Raw genomic sequence first — 17,976 nt, forward strand, 5'->3', positions numbered from 1 at the left:
TGCAGATGGGCGGCTCCGACCAATGGGGCAACATCGTCAACGGCATCGATCTCGGCCGCCGGATGGGGACCGAGCAGCTCTACGCACTCACCGCGCCGCTGATGACGACAGCGTCCGGCGCGAAGATGGGGAAGACGGCGGCCGGCGCGCTGTGGCTCAACGCCGACCAGGTCTCGCCTTACGCGTACTGGCAGTTCTGGCGGAATACGGACGACGCCGATATCGGCCGCTTCCTGCGCCTGTTCACGACCTTGCCCCTCGCTGAGATCGCCCGCTACGAGGCGCTGGACGGCGCGGAGCGGAACGAGGCCAAGAAGGTGCTGGCGACGGAGGCGACCGCCCTTCTGCATGGGCGCGAAGAGGCTGGGCTCGCGGCCGAGACGGCGGCGAAGACCTTCGAGCAGGGCGTGGTCGCCGCGAACCTTCCCGCCGTCGACTGCCCGCGAAGCGACATCGAGGCGGGCCTCGGGATCGGGCCGGCCATCATCCTGGCCGGGCTCGCCGCCTCGAACGGAGAGGTGCGGCGCGCGATCGCCAACGGCGCGATCTCGGTGAATGACGAGCGGGTGGCGGACGACAAGCGGGTCGTCGGGCCTGGCGACCTCTCGGCGGACGGGGTGGCAAAGCTCTCCTTCGGCAAGAAGCGCCACGTCCTGCTGCGGGCAGTCTGAGCTTCAGTGAGGACCTCATCCTGCGTGCTTCGAGGCTCGCCCTCCGGCTCGCACCTCAGCATTGAGGAGGATTGTGGATTCCCCTCCGGTCCTCATCGTGAGGTGCCCCGCGAAGCGGGGCCTCGAAGGGCACACGCCGCTCCGATCCCGATGGAATACCGGTCTACCGGGTGGTCCGCCGCGGCGGGGCCGTTCCGGTGACCCGCGGCGCGGCGGTGGTCGGCTCCGCGCCCTCGGGCAGCATCCAGCCGAACAGTTTCCGCAGAATGCCCGGAGCGACCGCCGTCAGCGGGTTCACGGTCAGGACCGGCCCGCTGATCGGGCCGGCGACGCGGAACTCGACCGCGATCAGGCCCTCGTTGATCCCGCCGCCGAGCAGGATCCCGACCAGGGGCAGCTGGCTGAAGGCATTGTTCAGCATGTAGGCAGGCACGAAGGTGCCGGTCACGTCGAGCCGGTCGCGGGCGTAATCGACGAAGCCCGAGACGTTGAACCCGACCTGGACGCCGTAGATCACGACATCGGAGAAATCGAACCGCGACGCCGAGCGGCGGAAATCCGCACTCAGCTTCGTGAAGGGTACCTGCTCAAGATCCGCCTTGCCGGCCTGCGCAAAACCCCGATCCTCGCTGCCGCCGCTGGATTGCTGGCCGGCCTGGGAGGCGATGTTGCGGAGCGCCGGCTCGTCGCGGAGGCCGAAGTCGTCGATGACCAGATTGCCGGACTGGATACCGTCACCCGAGCGGCCGTCGATGGCGAGCTTCCCGCCGATCATGCGGCGGTAGATGTCGAGGAAGCGGAGCGTTGCGCCCGCATCCGCACTCCGAACCGCCAGGATCGGTGCGCCGGCATCGCGCTTCGCGAGCTGCGCCTCGACCGCGGCCGTTCGAAAACGCCCGCCGAACTGCAGAGCCCGGAGCTCGCCGCCTTTGATCGAGGCCTTACCGGAGACCCCGGTCATAGCCTCGTCGTTATGTCCGGTCAGGATATTCAGGCCGAGTTCGAGTTCGACCTCATGGCTCTCCTTCGCGGGTCCCTTGCCGGCGGTGGATCCTGCCCATTTCAGGACCGGGCGGGTATCCGCGACATTCCCCCTCAGGGTGACCCGGTAGGGCCCGGTCGCGAGATGCTCGACCTGCGCCCTCATGTCGTCGCCGGGGGATAGCTTGAATGTGGACAGGTCCGCCTTCTCGACCCCGCCCGAGGGCGAGAGCGAGAGCTGGCCCTTGATCTGGACGCTGCCCGCATCGACGGAGAGGTCGCGCAGCTCCGAGGCGCCGCCCTCGCCTTCCGCATAGGTGAAGGCGAGGCGGCCCGGCCGGTTCGCCGGCTTGACCCAGCCCGGGATCAGCCCGTCGATCGCCGCCTTGCCGAAATCCGCCTCGATCCGGGCTCCTCCCCGCATCCCGCCGGCGAGGGGCACGGTGATCCGGACCGGAACAGGACCGGTCAGCTGGGGTGCGCCAGGCAGCGAACGGCGGGTGCGGGCGGCCTCGTCCAGAATAAGCCCGATCGCGACCTCGCCGGGTCCCGTCCGGGGTTGCGAGAATTCGAAGGTGGTCGGCGCCCCGCCGAGCCTCGCCTCACCCCGTCCGGTCAGAGCACCGGCCTCGTAGGCCAGGTTGAACTGTCCCGCCTCGAGCTTCTCGCGCCCGAGCAGCTTCTCGACGGAGATATCCGACAACGTCGCCCGGATGTTCAGCGGCATCTCCGAGAGGTTCGGGATCCGTTTCGGGACGAGCGACAGCCGGACGCGGATGTCGGCCCGCCCCTTGACCGTCGCCGGGTCGAGATCGAGCCCGACGGCGTCCCGGATCGCGGGCGACGCCAGGAGGGAGGCGACCGCGTCCGCACTGCCCGCGACCGCGAAGGCGAGCTGCGCGGCGCTGTTCGGCACGTCCATGTTGGTGTGGAGATAGGTCCCGTCCGAGAAGGCGAGGCTGCGGCCGTCCGGCATCGCAATCCGGCCCGCTGACGCCTTCAGGGACACCCGCGCGCCGCTGGCACGTCCCTCGACTGAGAGCCCTCGGAGCGGCGGGATTCCGTCTACGACCGCGAGACCGATTCCGCCGGCCATGAAGTCGAGGTCGAGGGCCGCGTCCGTGAGCGGGACATCGGTGAAGACGTTGCTGAAGTCGCGCGGATCGAGATTGGAGCGGAGCCGCAGCCGGTCGACCGACCCTTCCACGACCCTGAGCGCCAGATAGCGCCGCAGCTCGGGGTTGAGGTTGTCGGGCCATAGCCTGACGAGGCGTCGCAGCTCTGTCTGGCTCGCCTCGAGGACCCCCTGCATCCGGTGCCCGTCCGGGCCCGATTGCAGCGCGCCGGAGGCCTGGATGTCGATCTGCGGCGCCTTCAGGGCGAAGCGCTCGAGGCTTACGCTGCCATTGCGGAACAGCACATCCGCCGCAAGGTCGTCGATCGCGAAGGTTGCGTCCGTCGGCTTGATGCCTGCGACCTCGGCGTTTCGACCGGAGAGCGCGAGCCGCCACCCGGTCTCCGGCGCCGGTCCGAGCCGGCCCGCCAGTCGAATGCTCATGCCTTCGCCGGCACCGTCGAGCGAGGCGATCTCGAGCTCGCGGCGCGCCTCGTCCCAGGTGGCCGCGGCGGAGAGGCGGTCGATCCGCAGCGGCGTGCCCTTGTTCCGCAGCAACGTTCCGGCGGAGCTTTCGAACCGGGCGTCGAGGCTCAGGAGGTGCGGCCCCCTGAGCGTCGTCGAGACCTGCCCGCTGAGGAGGAGGTCGGACCGGACCGCACCTTCCGGCAGCCCGGCCAGAAGGAGGATGTCGGCTACCGGCACGCGGAGCGCCTCTAGATCCGCCTTGCGGTCCTCACCTTCGGTGACCCGCCCGCGGATGGCCCAGGAGCCGTGCGATCCGGTGAGATCGACGTCGACCCGGCGATCGCCGTTCGGCAGCCGGACGAACTCGGCATCGACGCGCGGGAACGCGGCTCGCTCCCGGCCGTCCGAACCGACGAGGGTCAGTCGCGCGGACTTGATCGTGGCCCGGTCGAGCCCGCCGATCACGCCCGACGTTTCCACCACGGGACCGAGAAGAGAGGCGACGGCCGCGGCGACCGGCGAACGCGTTCCGGCACCGTCCGGATTGCTCGCGGGCGGGCTCGGGGACGGAGCCGGGCCCGCATCCTCCCCGGACATGAAAGTCAGCGTGCCGTCGGGCGCGAGGGAAGCCCGGAGCTGCAGGTCGCGCAGCTCGACCTCTCGCGCCGAGACGGCGCCGGTGAGGAGCGACCAGACGTCGAGGCTGACGATCCCGTAGGGCGCACGCAGCACCGGAAGACCGTCCGGGTTGCGGATCTCGACCCCCGTCATCCGGACAGCCGGCCGGATGCCGTGCATCTCGAGTGCGGTGTCGCCGAGGGTCACGGCCCAACCGCTGCCCATCCGGCTTGCCAGCGCGCCGCTCACTCGGGCGGAATGATCCTGGAGCTCGATCGGTCCGGCGAGGAGACGCAGGTAGAAGCCGCCGGCCAGGATCACGGCGAGCGACACCAAGACGCCCGCGGCACACAGCATTCCACCGGCAACGCGGCCCGCGCGCCGGGTGGTCCGCCGTCCCTCCGATGTATCGGGCTTCGCCAGAGATCCCATCCAGCTCGCGCAGGTGTGTAGCGGAAAGCCGATCCGCTTTAGGCTATAGACGTCGACAAGGGTCCGCGCGAGCGTCACACGTCCGACGTTACCATTCTACACTCTTTCAATCGGACGAAAGGAAGGCGATATGCCACTCGAGGTTGGGGCGACCGCTCCGCTATTCGCCCTGCCCGGGGCCGCCGGCCGAGATATCTCGCTCGGCGCGCTCAAAGGCCGCAAGGTGGTCGTTTATTTCTACCCTAAGGACGACACGAGCGGCTGCACCAAGGAAGCGCAAGAGTTCAACGCGCTCAAAACCGAGTTCGCGACCGCCGACACGAATGTGATCGGCATCTCGCCGGATTCTCCGGCGAGCAAGGCAAAGTTCGGCGCCAAATACGGCCTCGACCTTGCTCTTGCGGCCGACGAGCAGCGGAGTGCCATCGAAGCCTACGGCGTATGGGTGGAGAAGAGCATGTATGGCCGCACATACATGGGCGTCGAGCGCAGCACCTTCCTGGTCGACCGGGACGGCAAGATCGCTCGGATCTGGCCGAAGGTTAAGGTTCCTGGCCATGCCCAGGAGGTGCTGGACGCGGCCCAAACGCTCTGATCGCGGGCCGTTCGGGGATCTTTAACGCTAACGAGGTGTGATCAGGCGGTCGAACCGGACTGCCCATGCCCCCCAACCAGCCTTCCGAGCGGCCCGTCCGCCCGCCCCCGTCGAGCGGCCAGATCGTGCTGCGTCGCAAGACGCTGCTCGTCTCCACCGCCCTCACGGCCTTGACGCTCGCCTGGGCGGGCGCCGCGACCTGGTACATCGCGTCGCGGGACGAGTTGGCCATCCGCTTTTTCGCAGCGGAGACGGAGCTCCGCTACACCTACGAGGATCGGATCTCCGACCTGAAGGGCCGGCTCGAGCGGGAGATCACCCACAATCTCGTCGAGCGGAACGGCTTCGCGGCCAGGGCCGAGGCGCTGGCGCGGCGGCAGGTCGAGATCGAGTCCCGCCAGTCCTGGCTCTCCGGCCTCGCCGAGCGGATGCTCGGCCGCGAGACCACGGCCGCGCTGCCCGACCTTCCTGGCCGGCCGATGGCAGCAGGCGATCCGCGACCCACCTTGCCTGTCGAGGCGGGGGTCAAACCGGCGCCCATCACCGAACCCTTCGGGCTCCGACCGACGTCGTCGCCCGGCCCCGAGACGGGGGCGGTCCGACCGCCGGACCGGCTCACGGCGGTCGAGCGCTCGCTGGAGCGCTCCTCGGCCCAGGCGGTTCGGATGGCGGATCTCTTCCGCCGCGCGGCCGAGGAACGGGCCTCTCGGCTCCGGCTGGCGCTGGACGCCACCGGGCTCGACCTCCGCCGCCTGTCCGGCCCGAGGGAGGCAGCGGTCGGTGGCCCGCTCGTCCCTGTCCCGTCGGGCTTCGTTTCACCCATTTTCGGCAGCGTCATGAGCGGGGTGGACGCGGGGCTCGGCGAGTTCGAACGCCTCCATGCGACCGCCCGGACCCTGCCGCTCGGCCGTCCCGTCGCCGCCCTCGAGCCGACGAGCGGTTTCGGCTACCGGGTCGATCCCTTCACCCGGACGCCGGCGCTCCATACCGGGCTCGACTTCCGGGCCGAGACGGGTAGCCCGGTCCGGGTCACGGCCGCAGGACGCGTCGTCACCGCCGATTATGTCGCGGGCTACGGCAATCTGATCGAGGTCGATCACGGCAATGGGGTCGCGACCCGCTATGGCCACCTGTCCGGCTTCTTGGTCACGCCCGGAGCCACCGTCGAGGCCGGCCAGCTCGTAGGCCGCGCCGGCTCGACCGGCCGCTCCACCGGCCCGCACCTGCATTACGAGGTCAGGATCGAAGGAGAGCCCGTCAACCCGGCTCGGTTCCTGGAGGCCGGCCGGCTTCTCGCCTCCTCCGCCACCCCGGAACAGCGCTAGCTGATCCGAGGCGTCGAGTCGGTCCGCCCGGCTACCCGCCGAGAGCGGACTTCGCCTTCGACCACCAGCCGCCGCGCTTCGGGCGGTTCGGATCCGGGGGTGTCAGCACCACCGCTACCGGCTCGGGTTCCGGCTCCGGCGCGGGTGCCGGCACAGATTCCGGCTCCGGCACGGCGCCGTTCGGGGCGGCGTGACTGTCCGCTGCCGCCGCACTCGGCCGCTCGGCCTCGTCCTGCTCGACGCGCCGGGTCGGCTCGGCTGCCGCGGCGGCCCGAATGGGATGTGCAGGCTCGCGTTCGTCCTCGCGGCTCATCTGCCGCTCCACGTGGATCGGCTCGCGGCTCTCCTCCTGGAAATCCACCAGCTCCCGCTCCGGTGCGACCTCGTTCGCGCCGCGGGTTTCGGATTCCTCGTCGTCGCTCCCCTCCGACCCCTCGCGGGCGGATGAGCCGAACTCCTCGCGCCCACCCGGGCCGCGGCCGCGCCGACGGCGGCGGCGCCGGCGCCGAGTGCCGCCATCGTCGGCACCCTCGGCGCCTTCGGCCAGAACCTCCTCGGTCCCTTCGCGATCCTCGCGATCCTCTTCCTCGCGCTCGTATTCAGCCGTGGGCTCGATTTCGATCGGCTCGTCGGAGGGCGTGATCGAATCGACCCGAATGCCGGTCGCCGGCGCCCGCAGGCTCGGCACGGCCGGGGTGCCGCGATCGACCGCGAAGGTGATGGTGCCGGCGATCGTCTCGTCGACCGCGATCGTCACCGCGACGCCGAAGCGGGTTTCGATCTCGGTCAGGTGAGCGCGCTTCTGGTTCAGGATGTAGAGCGCCACCTCGGACCGCGTGCGGACGGTGACGTTGTGGGAGGCCGAGCGCAGCAGCGTCTCCTCGACGGAGCGCAGCACCTGCAGGGCGACCGACGGCACGGCCCTGACGAAGCCGGTTCCGGCGCAATGGCGGCAGGGCAGCGAGGAGGATTCGAGCACGCCCGTCCGGATGCGCTGGCGCGACATCTCGAGGAGGCCGAAGGGCGAGATCCGCCCGATCTGGATCCGGGCGCGGTCGTTCTTCAGGCAATCCTTCAGCTTCTTCTCGACGGCGCGGTCGTTCCGCTTCTCCTCCATGTCGATGAAGTCGATGACGATGAGCCCGGCGAGGTCACGCAGCCGGAGCTGGCGAGCGATCTCCTCCGAGGCCTCGAGATTCGTCTTGAGCGCGGTGTCCTCGATATTGTGCTCGCGCGTCGCCCGACCCGAGTTCACGTCGATCGAGACGAGCGCCTCGGTCGGGTTGATGACGAGATAGCCGCCCGATTTCAGGGTGACGTGGTTCGAGAACATCGCGTCGAGCTGCGCCTCGACGCCGTGCTGCGCGAAGAGCGCCTGCGGCTCGCTGTAGAGCCGCACGGCCTTCGTCTGGGACGGCATGATCATGCCCATGAAGTCCCGGGCCTCACGGTAGCCCTCGTCGCCCGCGACGATGACGTCGTCGATATCCTTGTTGTAGAGGTCGCGGATGGCGCGTTTGATCAGCGAGCCCTCCTCGTAGACGAGGGCCGGGGCGGAACTCTCGAGAGTCAGCTCGCGCACGCTCTCCCAGAGTCGCATCAGATACTCGAAATCGCGCTTGATCTCGGGCTTCGTCCGGGCGGCACCGGCCGTGCGCAGGATGATCCCCATCCCGTCCGGAACCTCGAGTTCCTGCACGATCTCCTTCAGGCGCTTGCGATCGTCGGCCGAGGTGATCTTGCGGGAGATGCCGCCGCCCTTGCCGGTATTCGGCATCAGGACAGCATAGCGGCCCGCAAGCGACAGGTAGGTGGTCAGCGCGGCGCCCTTGTTGCCGCGCTCTTCCTTGACGACCTGGACGAGGAGAATCTGCCGCCGCTTGATGACCTCCTGGATCTTGTAGTGGCGGCGCGGCGTGCGGCGACGCTCCGGCACCTCTTCGAGTGCATCGGCCCCGCCGACCGCCTCGACGATCTCGTGCTCTTCGAGTTCGTCGTCCTCGTCCTCGTCGTCCTCCTCGGTGCCGTCCTCGTCCTCGTGACGCTCCTCGTCCCCGGAACGGTCGGCGCGCGCTTCGACCTCGTCGGGCCCTTCGGAGACGTGATCCTCGTCCCGCGCCCCATCGCGAGTCTCTGAGCCGCTCTCGGCCGCAACGGCCTCGAACTCCTCCTGCCGGTCCGGCTCGGCATCTTCGGGAGCGAGCGGTGCTTCGGGCGAGGAGGTCAGTTCGGCCGGTTGGGCGGCGTCACCGGCCTCGCCTTCGAGAGGAAGCTCGGGCTCCTGGGCAGAAACGGGCTCCCGCGACGTCTCCGGCTCCTCCGAGGCGGAGAAGCCCTCGTAGCCGTGCTCGTCATCGACCGCGGCGTCGAGATCCTGCCGAGCCGCATCCTCGCCCGAGAACGACGTGTCCGTGCGCGGGGCTTCGTCCTCGTCGGGCTCGCGGCCTTCGACCGGGGCCGAGACGGTCTCGCCGTCGCGACGATTGCGGCGCTGCGAGCCGCGCCGACGACGCCCGCCGCCATTCCTGCCCTTGTCACCCTCACCGCCGCTGCTGCGGCTGCTGCGGCGTTCCTCGCCCTCCTCGGCCTCGCGCTCGGCCCGCTCGTCATCCTCGAGCAGCGCCTGACGGTCGGCGACGGGGATCTGGTAATAGTCCGGGTGGATCTCGCTGAAGGCGAGGAAGCCGTGGCGGTTGCCGCCATATTCGATGAAGGCGGCCTGCAGGGACGGTTCGACCCGCGTGACCTTGGCCAGGTAGATATTGCCGCGAAGCTGCCGGCGGCTGGCGGATTCGAAATCGAATTCCTCGACCTTATTGCCGCGCGTTACGACAATGCGGGTCTCCTCCGGATGGGAGGCGTCGATGAGCATCTTGTTGGGCATCGTGAACTCTCGATCTGAGTTCGTGACGCGCCCGAGCACCGGGTCGGCAGGCGCCGCATCCCGGACGAGCCGGGAGGGCGGCGTGGGGCCGCGAGGGTCGGGGGACACGAAACGTGAGGGGGCGCCCGGAACGGGCACGGGGGAGAAGCATGTCGACCGCCGCGATCCGGACCGGCGCGAGGCGCGACCGATTCTGGACGAGGCGAAGGGCATCTGTGTCCGGACGGCAGGCGGACGCGCCGACGGGCAGCAGCAAGGCTGGTCCCGTTCTCGCGCCCATCGGCAACATCCTTCGCGTGGCATTCGGCCCGAGGCCTGTGCCGGCTGAGCAGCGGTGGACCGCCACGAAAACGACTTCGCCTCGGTCGGGGGAGGAAAAGGGTGGGACCGGCTCGCATCCGGTGGGGCAGTTGCCCGTACGGGATCTCGGCACGGTGCCGGACGAAGTCCTGTTCATTACAGATGCGCAACACCGTTTGACAAGATGCCGCGTGAAGGCGGCCGTTCCGGGGACTTGGCCCGCCGGGCCGGCAAGTCTCCGTTAACCACGACCGCGGCATGGTTTCGGCTGGCGACCCCCGGACCGCGCCTTCATGCCTTTCTCCTTTGCTCGGCGGGCAGCCCCGTTCGTGGCGTTCATCCTGGGCTTGGCCGCCGGACATGCCGATCCGCGCGCTGCCGGCATCGAGCCTGCGGGCAGCCGCGCCGTCGCGGTCGGGGCCCAGTTCGTGGCCGACCAGGCCTCGACCCGTCTCACCATCTCCCTGTCCCGGGCCGTCGAGGCGTCGAGCTTTCATCTCGAGCGGCCGGACCGGGTCGTCGTCGACCTGCCGGAGGTGAATTGCCAGATACCGGCGGAGACCAACCGGCGCCGTTCGGCCCTCGTCGCCTCGTTCCGCTGCGGACTCTTCGCCGTGGGCCGCTCGCGCCTCGTCGTCGAGCTCGCCCAACCGGCGCTGGTCACGCGGCTCGCGCTCGAGGACGGCCCGACGGAAGGGTCGAAGAACCTCGTCCTGGAACTCGCCCCGACCGACCGGGACACCTTCCGGCGCAAGGCCGGCCTTCGCGAGTCGGAGCCCGAGACGACGGGGTCGCTGTCCGTTGCGCCGATTCTCGACGGGCGCCCCCTGGTCGCGATCGATGCGGGACATGGCGGCAGCGATCCCGGAGCCACCGCGGCGACCGGACATCGCGAGAAAGACATCGTGCTGATCTTCGCTCAGGCGTTGCGCGACCGGCTCATCGCATGGGGCCGAGTCCGGGTTCTGATGATTCGGGACGCGGACGTCTTCGTGCCGCTCGATGAACGCGTCCGCCTCGCCCGCCAGGCCTCGGCGGACCTCTTCGTCTCGATTCATGGCGACTATATCGGCAGCCAGGCGGTCCGCGGCGCCACCATCTATACCGGGGCCGAACGAGCGACCGACGTCGAATCGGCCAAGCTCGCCGAGCGCGAGAACGCGGCCGACTACGCGGGCGGGATCGCGCCGCCGGGAGCTCTCGCCGGGATCTCGGACATTCTTCAGGAGCTGACGCTGCGCGAGACGCGCGGCCTCAGCCATCGCTTCGCCGGGATGCTCCAGGGCGACCTCAGCCCCGTGATGGGGTTCAGCGCCCAGCCGCATCGCGAAGCCGGGTTCCGGGTGCTGCGCGCGCCCGACATGACCTCGGTTCTGGTGGAACTCGGCTACCTCTCGAACAACAAAGACGCCAACCTGTTGCTCTCGGAAGACTGGCGCCGAAAGGCAGCCGCCGCTATGGCAGGCGCGGTGGAACGGTTCTTCGGCGGGCGTTCCCCGAGCCGGGCCGCCGCAGTTTCACCATAGAAACCGTGTGGGTGGGTCCTGGCGGCGCGCGGCCGGAGAGGTCGGCGGCGCGGCCACGCCCGAGGCCGGTGATCCGCGGGCTTGAGGCGGGATCGGCCAGGCAGGTCGTTCGTTCAGGGTGGAAGTGAGCGGATGCGGTTCGTCCTACGGTTCTTCGGGTTTCTGTTTTCGGTCGGCGCGATCGCGTTTCTGCTTGCCGGGCTTGGGGCCGGGTACTTTCTGTGGAAGTTTAGCCAGGACCTTCCGAACCACGCAGCGCTCGCCAATTACGAGCCACCGGTCACGACCCGCGTCCATGCCGCGGACGGAAGCCTGCTGGCAGAATACGCCCGCGAGCGCCGTCTCTACCTGCCGATCCAGGCCGTGCCGAAGCTCGTCATCGGGGCCTTCCTCTCCGCCGAGGACAAGAATTTCTACAAGCATAGCGGCATCGATCCCGAAGGCATCGTGCGGGCCGCGCTGAACAATTTCCGCAGCGGCCGCCGCCAGGGCGCCTCGACCATCACGCAGCAGGTCGCCAAGAACTTCCTGCTGTCGAACGAGCAGACGATGGAGCGCAAGGCCAAGGAGGCCCTGCTCGCGCTCCGCATCGAATCGGCCTTTTCGAAGGAGCGCATCCTCGAACTCTACCTCAACGAAATCTTCCTAGGGACGCTCGTGCCGGGCCGGAACGTGCACGGGGTCGCGGCCGCGGCGCTCGAATATTTCAACAAGTCCGTCCACGAGCTGACGCCGGCCGAGGCCGCCTATCTGGCCGCCCTTCCGAAGGGTCCGAACAACTACCATCCCTTCCGCAAGACGCAGGAGGCTCTCAGCCGCCGGAACGAGATCCTCGGCCTGATGGTCGCGAACGGCTACATCTCGAAAGAGGACGGCGACAAGGGCAGAAGCCAGCCGCTCGGCATCAACTCGCGGATGCATTCGCCAAACATGATCGCGTCCGGCTTCTTCGCCGAGGAGGTCCGGCGCGAACTCGGCGACCGCTACGGCGAGAAGGCCCTCTACGAGGGCGGGCTTTCGGTCCGGGCGACCCTCGATCCGAAGATGCAGGCCATCGCCCGCAAGGCGCTCGTCGACGGCCTGATCCGCTTCGACGAGGCGAGCGGCTGGCGCGGCCCGCAGGGCAACATCAATCTGGCCGGTCGGGAATGGGGTCTGGCTGTGGCCGAAGTCCCGTCGCTCGCCGACATCCAGCCCTGGCGTCTCGCGGTGGCCCTGGACAGGACTGCCGGCGTGACCCGGATCGGCCTGCAGCCGAAGAAGGAAGCCGGCGGCGCGGTCGCCCGAGAGCGGGAACTCGGCCAGATCGCGCCGGAGGGCCTCGGCCGCAGCGCGGGCACCCTGCAGCCCGGCGACGTGATTTATGTCGAGGCCCTGGCCGGAAAGCTGGGCCAGTTCCGGTTGCGTCAGCTGCCCGAGATATCGGGCGGGCTCGTCGCGATGGACCCGTTCACCGGCCGAGTCCACGCGATGGTCGGCGGGTTCTCCTATGACCAGAGCGAGTTCAACCGCGCCACCCAGGCGCTACGGCAGCCGGGCTCGTCGTTCAAGCCGATCGTCTACTCGACCGCCCTCGACAACGGCTACACGCCGTCCTCGATCATCGACGATTCGCCGATCACGATCGACCCGGGCGGCGGTCAGGAGGCCTGGTCGCCCCAGAATTTCGACGGCAAGGCGTCGGGGCCGCATACGCTGCGCTACGGCATCCAATGGTCGAAGAACCTGATGACGGTCCGGCTCGCGCGCGAACTCGGCATGCCGCTCGTCGCCGAATATTCCCGCCGCTTCGGCGTCTATGACGAGCTGGCGCCGCTCCTGCCGATGTCGCTCGGGGCCGGCGAGACCACCGTTATGCGGATGGTCACAGCCTATTCGATGCTGGCGAATGGCGGCCGTCGCATCCGGCCCACGCTGATCGATCGCATCCAGGACAGGAATGGCGGCACGGTCTATCGCCACGACGATCGCGAATGCATCGGTTGCGCGGCCGAATCGTGGACCGGCCAGGACGAGCCGAAACTCGTCGACAAGCGCGAGCAGGTCCTCGATCCGCTGACCGCCTATCAGATGGTCTCGATCCTCGAGGGCGTCGTCACGCGCGGCACGGCCGCCCGGGTGAGCGGCATGGTCGGCGGCAAGCCGGTCGCCGGGAAGACCGGGACCACCAACGATGCCAAGGACCTCTGGTTCGTGGGCTTTTCGCCCGATCTCGCGGTGGGCGTCTATCTCGGCTACGACAAGCCGCGCTCCATGGGTGCCAACGCCCAGGCAGGCACCTACGCCGCTCCGATCTTCGGCGAGTTCATGAAGGCGGCTCTGGCCGACAAGCCGGCCACCCCGTTCCGCGTCCCGCCCGGGATCAAGCTGATCCGGGTGTCGGCCGGCTCCGGCGCACGCGCGGGCGGCGAAGGCGGAGGGACGATTTTGGAAGCCTTCAAGCCAGGCACCGCGCCCCCGGACAGCTACTCGGTCGTGAGCAGCGGCGGCGGCGGTAGCGCCTCGCCGGAAGCCGAGCGGTCCGTCGGCGTCGGAACGGGCGGCCTCTACTAAGGCGGGGGCAGCGCCCCGCTGCTGCGAGGCGCCCGACTCGTCACATCGCGCCCGATGTTCCTCCGGAGCGGGACGTGTGTTTACAGCGCTCGTCTCTCTCCCTATTTCACCCCTCCCCCATACGGTCAGACCGCGAGACCATGCGCGCCGAAATCACGTCGCTCCTCGAATCCGCCAAGCAATCCGTGGGATTGCTGAGGAGGCATCTTTGACTGGGATACCGTCGAACGACGCTTCGGCGAGCTGACTGCCCGCTCCGAAGATCCGGACCTCTGGAACGACCCGGAGGCGGCCCAGAAGGTTATGCGGGAACGCAACAGCCTCGACGAGCAGGTCGCGGCCATCCGCAAGATCGAGAGCGAGATCGAGGACGGCGTGACGTTGATCGAACTCGGCGAGGCCGAGGGCGATCCGGCGAGCATCACCGAGGGCGAGGAGGCGATCCGCCGGGCGCAGGCCGAGACGGCGCGGCGGCAGATCGAGACGCTCTTGGCGGGCGAGGCCGATTCGAACGACACCTTCCTCGAGGTTCATTCCGGGGCCGGCGGAACCGAGAGCCAGGACTGGGCGCAGATGCTCGCCCGCATGTATGCCCGCTGGGGCGAGCGCCGCGGCTTCAAGGTCGAGCTCATCGAGCAGCAGGACGGCGAAGAAGCCGGCATCAAGGGCGCGACCTTCATGATGAAGGGCCACAATGCTTATGGCTGGGCCAAGACCGAAGCGGGCGTGCATCGGCTGGTCCGCATCTCGCCCTTCGATTCGAATGCGCGCCGCCACACGAGCTTCGCCTCCGTCGCGGTCTATCCGGTGATCGACGACCGCATCGTCATCGACATCAAGGAATCCGACTGCCGGATCGACACCTATCGATCCTCCGGCGCAGGCGGCCAGCACGTGAACACGACCGACTCGGCAGTGCGCATCACCCATGTCCCGACCGGGATCGTGGTCGCCTGCCAGCAGGAACGGTCACAGCACAAGAATCGGGCGACGGCCTGGAACATGCTCCGGGCCCGGATGTACGAGGCGGAGCTGAAGCGTCGCGAGGAGAAGGCCAGCGCCGACCAAGCTGCCAAGACCGACATCGGCTGGGGCCACCAGATTCGCTCCTACGTGCTCCAGCCCTATCAGCTGGTGAAGGACCTGCGGACCGGCACGACCTCGACCAGCCCCCATGACGTGCTCGACGGCGAACTCGACCCCTTCATGGAAGCCGCGCTTGCGGCCCGGGTCTACGGCGCGCCGGACGGGATCGAAGACGTCGAATAGGCGGGTCCGTCCGCAGCGGGGCTCGGCCTAGCGCAGCCACCCCTTCAGCCGGCGCACTGCCTCGCGGCACACGGCTTCCCCGCCCGCAAAGGAGAAGCGGACGTGGTGGGCGCCGTCCACCGGGTCGAAATCGATCCCGGGCGTCGCCGCCACCCCGGCCTCGTCCAGCATGCGGCGGCAGAAGCCGATGGAATCGTTCGTGAACCGGGCGACGTCGGCGTAGAGATAGAAGGCGCCGTCGGCCGGGTGGATGTCCCGCAGGCCGAGGCCGGGCATCTCGTCGAGCAGCAGCGATCGGGCCCGGCCGTATTCCGCCTTCACGGCCTCGAGTTCCTCCGTGGCGTCGAAGGCCGCGAGCGCGGCCACCTGCGACAGGGACGGGGGCGAGATGTAGAGATTTTGCGCGAGCCGTTCGAGGGGACGGAGCAGCCTCTCCGGCACCACCATCCAACCGATCCGCCACCCGGTCATGCAATAGTATTTCGAGAAGGAGTTGATGACGACCGCGTCGTCGTCATGCGCGAGAGCGGTCTCGGCCGGCTCGCCATAGGTCAAGCCATGATAGATCTCGTCCGACACGAACCAGAGCCCGTGCCGGCGGCAGGTGGCCGCGATCTCGGCGAGGCCCGCGCTGCCGATCATCGTGCCGGACGGGTTGGCCGGGCTCATGGCGAGGATGCCTGACAGAGCTGCCTCGCCCTGCGCGGCCTCGATGGATGCTGCCGTCAGCCGCCAGCCGTCGGCCGCCCGGAGCGGAATGCCGACCGGCTCGAGGTCGAGCGCGGAGAGGATGTTGCGATAGGCCGGATAGCCCGGAGCCGAGATCGCGACCCGGCTCCCTGGATCGAAGAGCGCCAGGAACGCCAGGACGAAGCCGGCCGAGGACCCGGTCGTGACGACCACGCGTTCGGCCGCGATCCGGATTCCGTAGGCGTCGAGATAGTGTCGCGCGATCCGCTCCCGCAGGGGCGCGATCCCGAGCGCCTCGGTATACCCGATGCGGCCGGTCTCGAGCGCGGCCTGGGCGGCCATCCGGACCGCCTTCGGTGCCGGCGCCGAGGGCTGCCCGACCTCCATGTGGATCACGTCGCCGCCGGCCCGCTCCTTGGCGGCGGCCGCCGCCAGCACGTCCATGGCCAGGAACGGCTCGACCCGAAGAAGCCGCCGGGCGACCGCCGGGGCTGCGGCGGCTCTGTCCGAGAGGGTCATGGTTGTCCTGATCTGGCTCGCTCGCGTCGAGCCGGCTTCGCTATCCGGCCCGGCCCCGTCTCTCAAGCACCGGCCAGGCGCCCGGTTCGCACGAAGGTGACGCTTCGCCTTCCTTTCGCCGCGCCCTTGCCCGATACCGCTCCGTCGGTCGCGGGTCGTTGACCTCGCTCCGGCTCGCCTTTACCTCGCCCGGTGACGAACCGGCGTAACAGCTCACGCTGGTTACGAAACCTGCGAAAGCTCCGACATGCTTCGTCTGCCCACGGGTCCGATGCTCCTGGCCGCTATTCTCCTCGGAGGCGCGTCTCTCGCCGGCCCGGCTGCGGCCCAGGCGACGTTCAACCCGGCCCAGCGCACCGAGATCGAGCAGATCATCAAGCAGTATCTCGTGAAGAATCCCGAGGTTCTGCAGGAAGCGATCAGCGAACTCGAGAAGCGCCAGCAGGAGAGCCAAAGAACCGCTCAGCAGGCGATGCTCGCCCAGGCCGGCCAGGCGCTGTTCAACTCGCCGCATGGCAGCGTCTTCGGCAACCCGGCCGGCGACGTCACGCTGGTGGAGTTCTTCGATTACAATTGTGGCTATTGCAAACGCGCGCTCGCCGACGTGCGGGCCCTGATCAAGGCGGATCCTAAGCTGAAGGTCGTGATGCGTGACCTGCCCGTGCTCGGGCCGGATTCGGTCGAGGCTTCTCGCGTGGCGCTCGCCGCCAAGCAGCAGATGTCGGGCGACAAGCTGTTCGAATATCATTCTCGCCTGCTCGAGAGCCGGGGCCGGATCGGGGCCGAGCGCGCGACGTCCCTCGCCAAGGAGATGGGCCTCGACATGGCGCGCCTGCAACGCGACATCGGCGGCGATGCCGTGAAGGCCGCGATCGCGGAGAATTCCGACCTCGGCGAGAAGCTCGCGCTGACCGGCACGCCGGCCTTCGTGGTCGGCACGGAGGTGATCTCGGGAGCCGTCGGCGCCGAAGCCCTGGCCCAGGCGATCGCCCTGGCCCGCAAGTGACGGCACCGCACATCGTGACTGCTCCCGAGATGGTCCTTTCGGACGAAAACGCCCCCTCGGCTCCGGCCGAATCCGGGCCGGCCCCGGCCCATCCCTTCGATCCCGACCTCGTGCGCCAGCTTGCGGCCCTCCTGACCGACACGGACCTGACCGAGATCGAGGTCGAAAAGGGCGACCTCCGCATCCGGGTCGCCCGCCACCTCCAGGCAGCCCCGGTCGCATCCGCGACCGTTCTCTCACCGGCTCCCGTCGTCGTCGCCCGCCCGAGCGCCGCGCCGGACGAGCCCACGGCCAAACATCCCGATGCGCTCACCTCTCCCATGGTCGGCACGGCCTTCCGGCGGCCGGCGCCGGGCGCGAAGACCTTCGTCGAGGTCGGCTCCGAGGTCCGGGCCGGCGACAAGCTCCTCCTGATCGAGGCCATGAAGACCTTCAACGACATCGTGGCGCCGCGCGCCGGTACCGTCCGGGCAGTCTATGTTGAGGACGGCCAGCCGGTCGAATTCGGCGAACCTCTCGTCCTGATCAGCTGAGCGAAGCGCTCATCCCGTGTTCGACAAGATCCTGATCGCCAACCGGGGCGAGATCGCCCTCCGCGTGCTCCGAGCCTGCAAGGAGCTCGGCATCGCGACCGTCGCGGTGCATTCCACCGCCGATTCCGACGCGATGCATGTCCGCCTCGCCGACGAGAGCGTCTGCATCGGGCCACCGCCCGCCCGCGAGAGCTACCTCAACATCCCGGCCTTGATTGCGGCCTGCGAGATCACCGGCGCGGATGCCGTCCATCCGGGCTACGGCTTCCTGTCGGAGAATGCCCGTTTCGCCGAAGTGCTCGGCCATCACAACATCGCCTTTGTCGGGCCGCGGCCGGAGCATATCCGGATCATGGGCGACAAGATCGAGGCGAAGCGCACCGCGCGTCGGCTCGGCATCCCCTGCGTGCCGGGCTCGGATGGCGGCATCACCGATGACGGCGAGGCCAAGCGCGTCGCGGCCGAGATCGGCTATCCGGTCCTCGTGAAGGC

12 protein-coding genes are annotated in these 17,976 nt (G+C 69.0%); 9 read left to right on the top strand and 3 right to left on the bottom strand.

The window, feature by feature from the left end; translation table 11 throughout:
• A partial coding sequence (gene tyrS / locus ACFE87_RS22985; RefSeq protein ID WP_375461986.1) for a tyrosine--tRNA ligase occupies positions 1-671 on the top strand: 671 nt, incomplete at its 5' end.
• 163 nt (positions 672-834) lie between these two features.
• Here tyrS and ACFE87_RS22990 read toward each other — a convergent pair.
• Positions 835-4,209 (bottom strand): DUF3971 domain-containing protein, encoded by a 3,375-nt coding sequence (locus tag ACFE87_RS22990; RefSeq protein WP_375461987.1) that lies wholly within the window; start codon positions 4,207-4,209, stop codon positions 835-837.
• A 205-nt stretch (positions 4,210-4,414) separates the two neighbouring features.
• Here ACFE87_RS22990 and ACFE87_RS22995 point away from each other — a divergent pair, with 205 nt between their 5' ends.
• Together ACFE87_RS22995 and ACFE87_RS23000 are read left to right on the top strand one after the other, a co-directional pair.
• On the top strand, positions 4,415-4,879 hold the full coding sequence (locus tag ACFE87_RS22995; protein WP_375461988.1) for a peroxiredoxin: 465 nt from the start codon (positions 4,415-4,417) through the stop codon (positions 4,877-4,879).
• Positions 4,880-4,944: 65 nt separating this feature from the next.
• Positions 4,945-6,204 (top strand): M23 family metallopeptidase, encoded by a 1,260-nt coding sequence (locus tag ACFE87_RS23000; RefSeq protein ID WP_375461989.1) that lies wholly within the window; start codon positions 4,945-4,947, stop codon positions 6,202-6,204.
• Positions 6,205-6,235: 31 nt separating this feature from the next.
• Here ACFE87_RS23000 and ACFE87_RS23005 read toward each other — a convergent pair whose 3' ends face one another.
• Positions 6,236-9,088, bottom strand: coding sequence for an Rne/Rng family ribonuclease (locus ACFE87_RS23005; protein WP_375461990.1), 2,853 nt, complete (start codon positions 9,086-9,088; stop codon positions 6,236-6,238).
• A gap of 593 nt (positions 9,089-9,681) precedes the next feature.
• On the opposite strand from ACFE87_RS23005, the gene ACFE87_RS23010 reads away from it, so the two are divergent.
• The 3 genes from ACFE87_RS23010 to prfB all read left to right on the top strand — a co-directional run bounded on the left by ACFE87_RS23010 (position 9,682) and on the right by prfB (position 14,736).
• Positions 9,682-10,914: an N-acetylmuramoyl-L-alanine amidase gene (locus ACFE87_RS23010; RefSeq protein WP_375461991.1), complete on the top strand. Its 1,233-nt coding sequence runs from the start codon at positions 9,682-9,684 to the stop codon at positions 10,912-10,914.
• A 132-nt stretch (positions 10,915-11,046) separates the two neighbouring features.
• Entirely contained in the window at positions 11,047-13,467 is a 2,421-nt protein-coding gene (locus tag ACFE87_RS23015) for a penicillin-binding protein 1A (RefSeq protein ID WP_375461992.1), read from the top strand.
• Positions 13,468-13,607: 140 nt separating this feature from the next.
• Positions 13,608-14,736 (top strand): peptide chain release factor 2 gene (prfB, locus tag ACFE87_RS23020; protein WP_375461993.1). Its coding sequence is split into 2 segments (ribosomal slippage): positions 13,608-13,676 and positions 13,678-14,736, totalling 1,128 coding nucleotides; the frame shifts between segments, so codons are not numbered across the junction.
• A 27-nt stretch (positions 14,737-14,763) separates the two neighbouring features.
• Here prfB and ACFE87_RS23025 read toward each other — a convergent pair.
• On the bottom strand, positions 14,764-15,945 hold the full coding sequence (locus ACFE87_RS23025; RefSeq protein WP_375461994.1) for a pyridoxal phosphate-dependent aminotransferase: 1,182 nt from the start codon (positions 15,943-15,945) through the stop codon (positions 14,764-14,766).
• Between the two features lie 247 nt (positions 15,946-16,192).
• On the opposite strand from ACFE87_RS23025, the gene ACFE87_RS23030 reads away from it, so the two are divergent.
• The 3 genes from ACFE87_RS23030 to ACFE87_RS23040 form a co-directional block, all read left to right on the top strand.
• The gene (locus ACFE87_RS23030) at positions 16,193-16,951 is read left to right on the top strand and encodes a DsbA family protein (RefSeq protein ID WP_375461995.1); all 759 of its coding nucleotides are present in this window, start codon (positions 16,193-16,195) and stop codon (positions 16,949-16,951) included.
• A 29-nt stretch (positions 16,952-16,980) separates the two neighbouring features.
• Entirely contained in the window at positions 16,981-17,484 is a 504-nt protein-coding gene (locus ACFE87_RS23035) for an acetyl-CoA carboxylase biotin carboxyl carrier protein (protein ID WP_375461997.1), read from the top strand.
• A gap of 16 nt (positions 17,485-17,500) precedes the next feature.
• Positions 17,501-17,976, top strand: a 476-nt coding sequence (locus ACFE87_RS23040) for a biotin carboxylase N-terminal domain-containing protein (protein WP_375461996.1), incomplete at its 3' end; no start/stop codon positions are given.

The organism is uncultured Enterovirga sp., assembly GCF_964242715.1.
Classification (GTDB): domain Bacteria; phylum Pseudomonadota; class Alphaproteobacteria; order Rhizobiales; family Beijerinckiaceae; genus Enterovirga.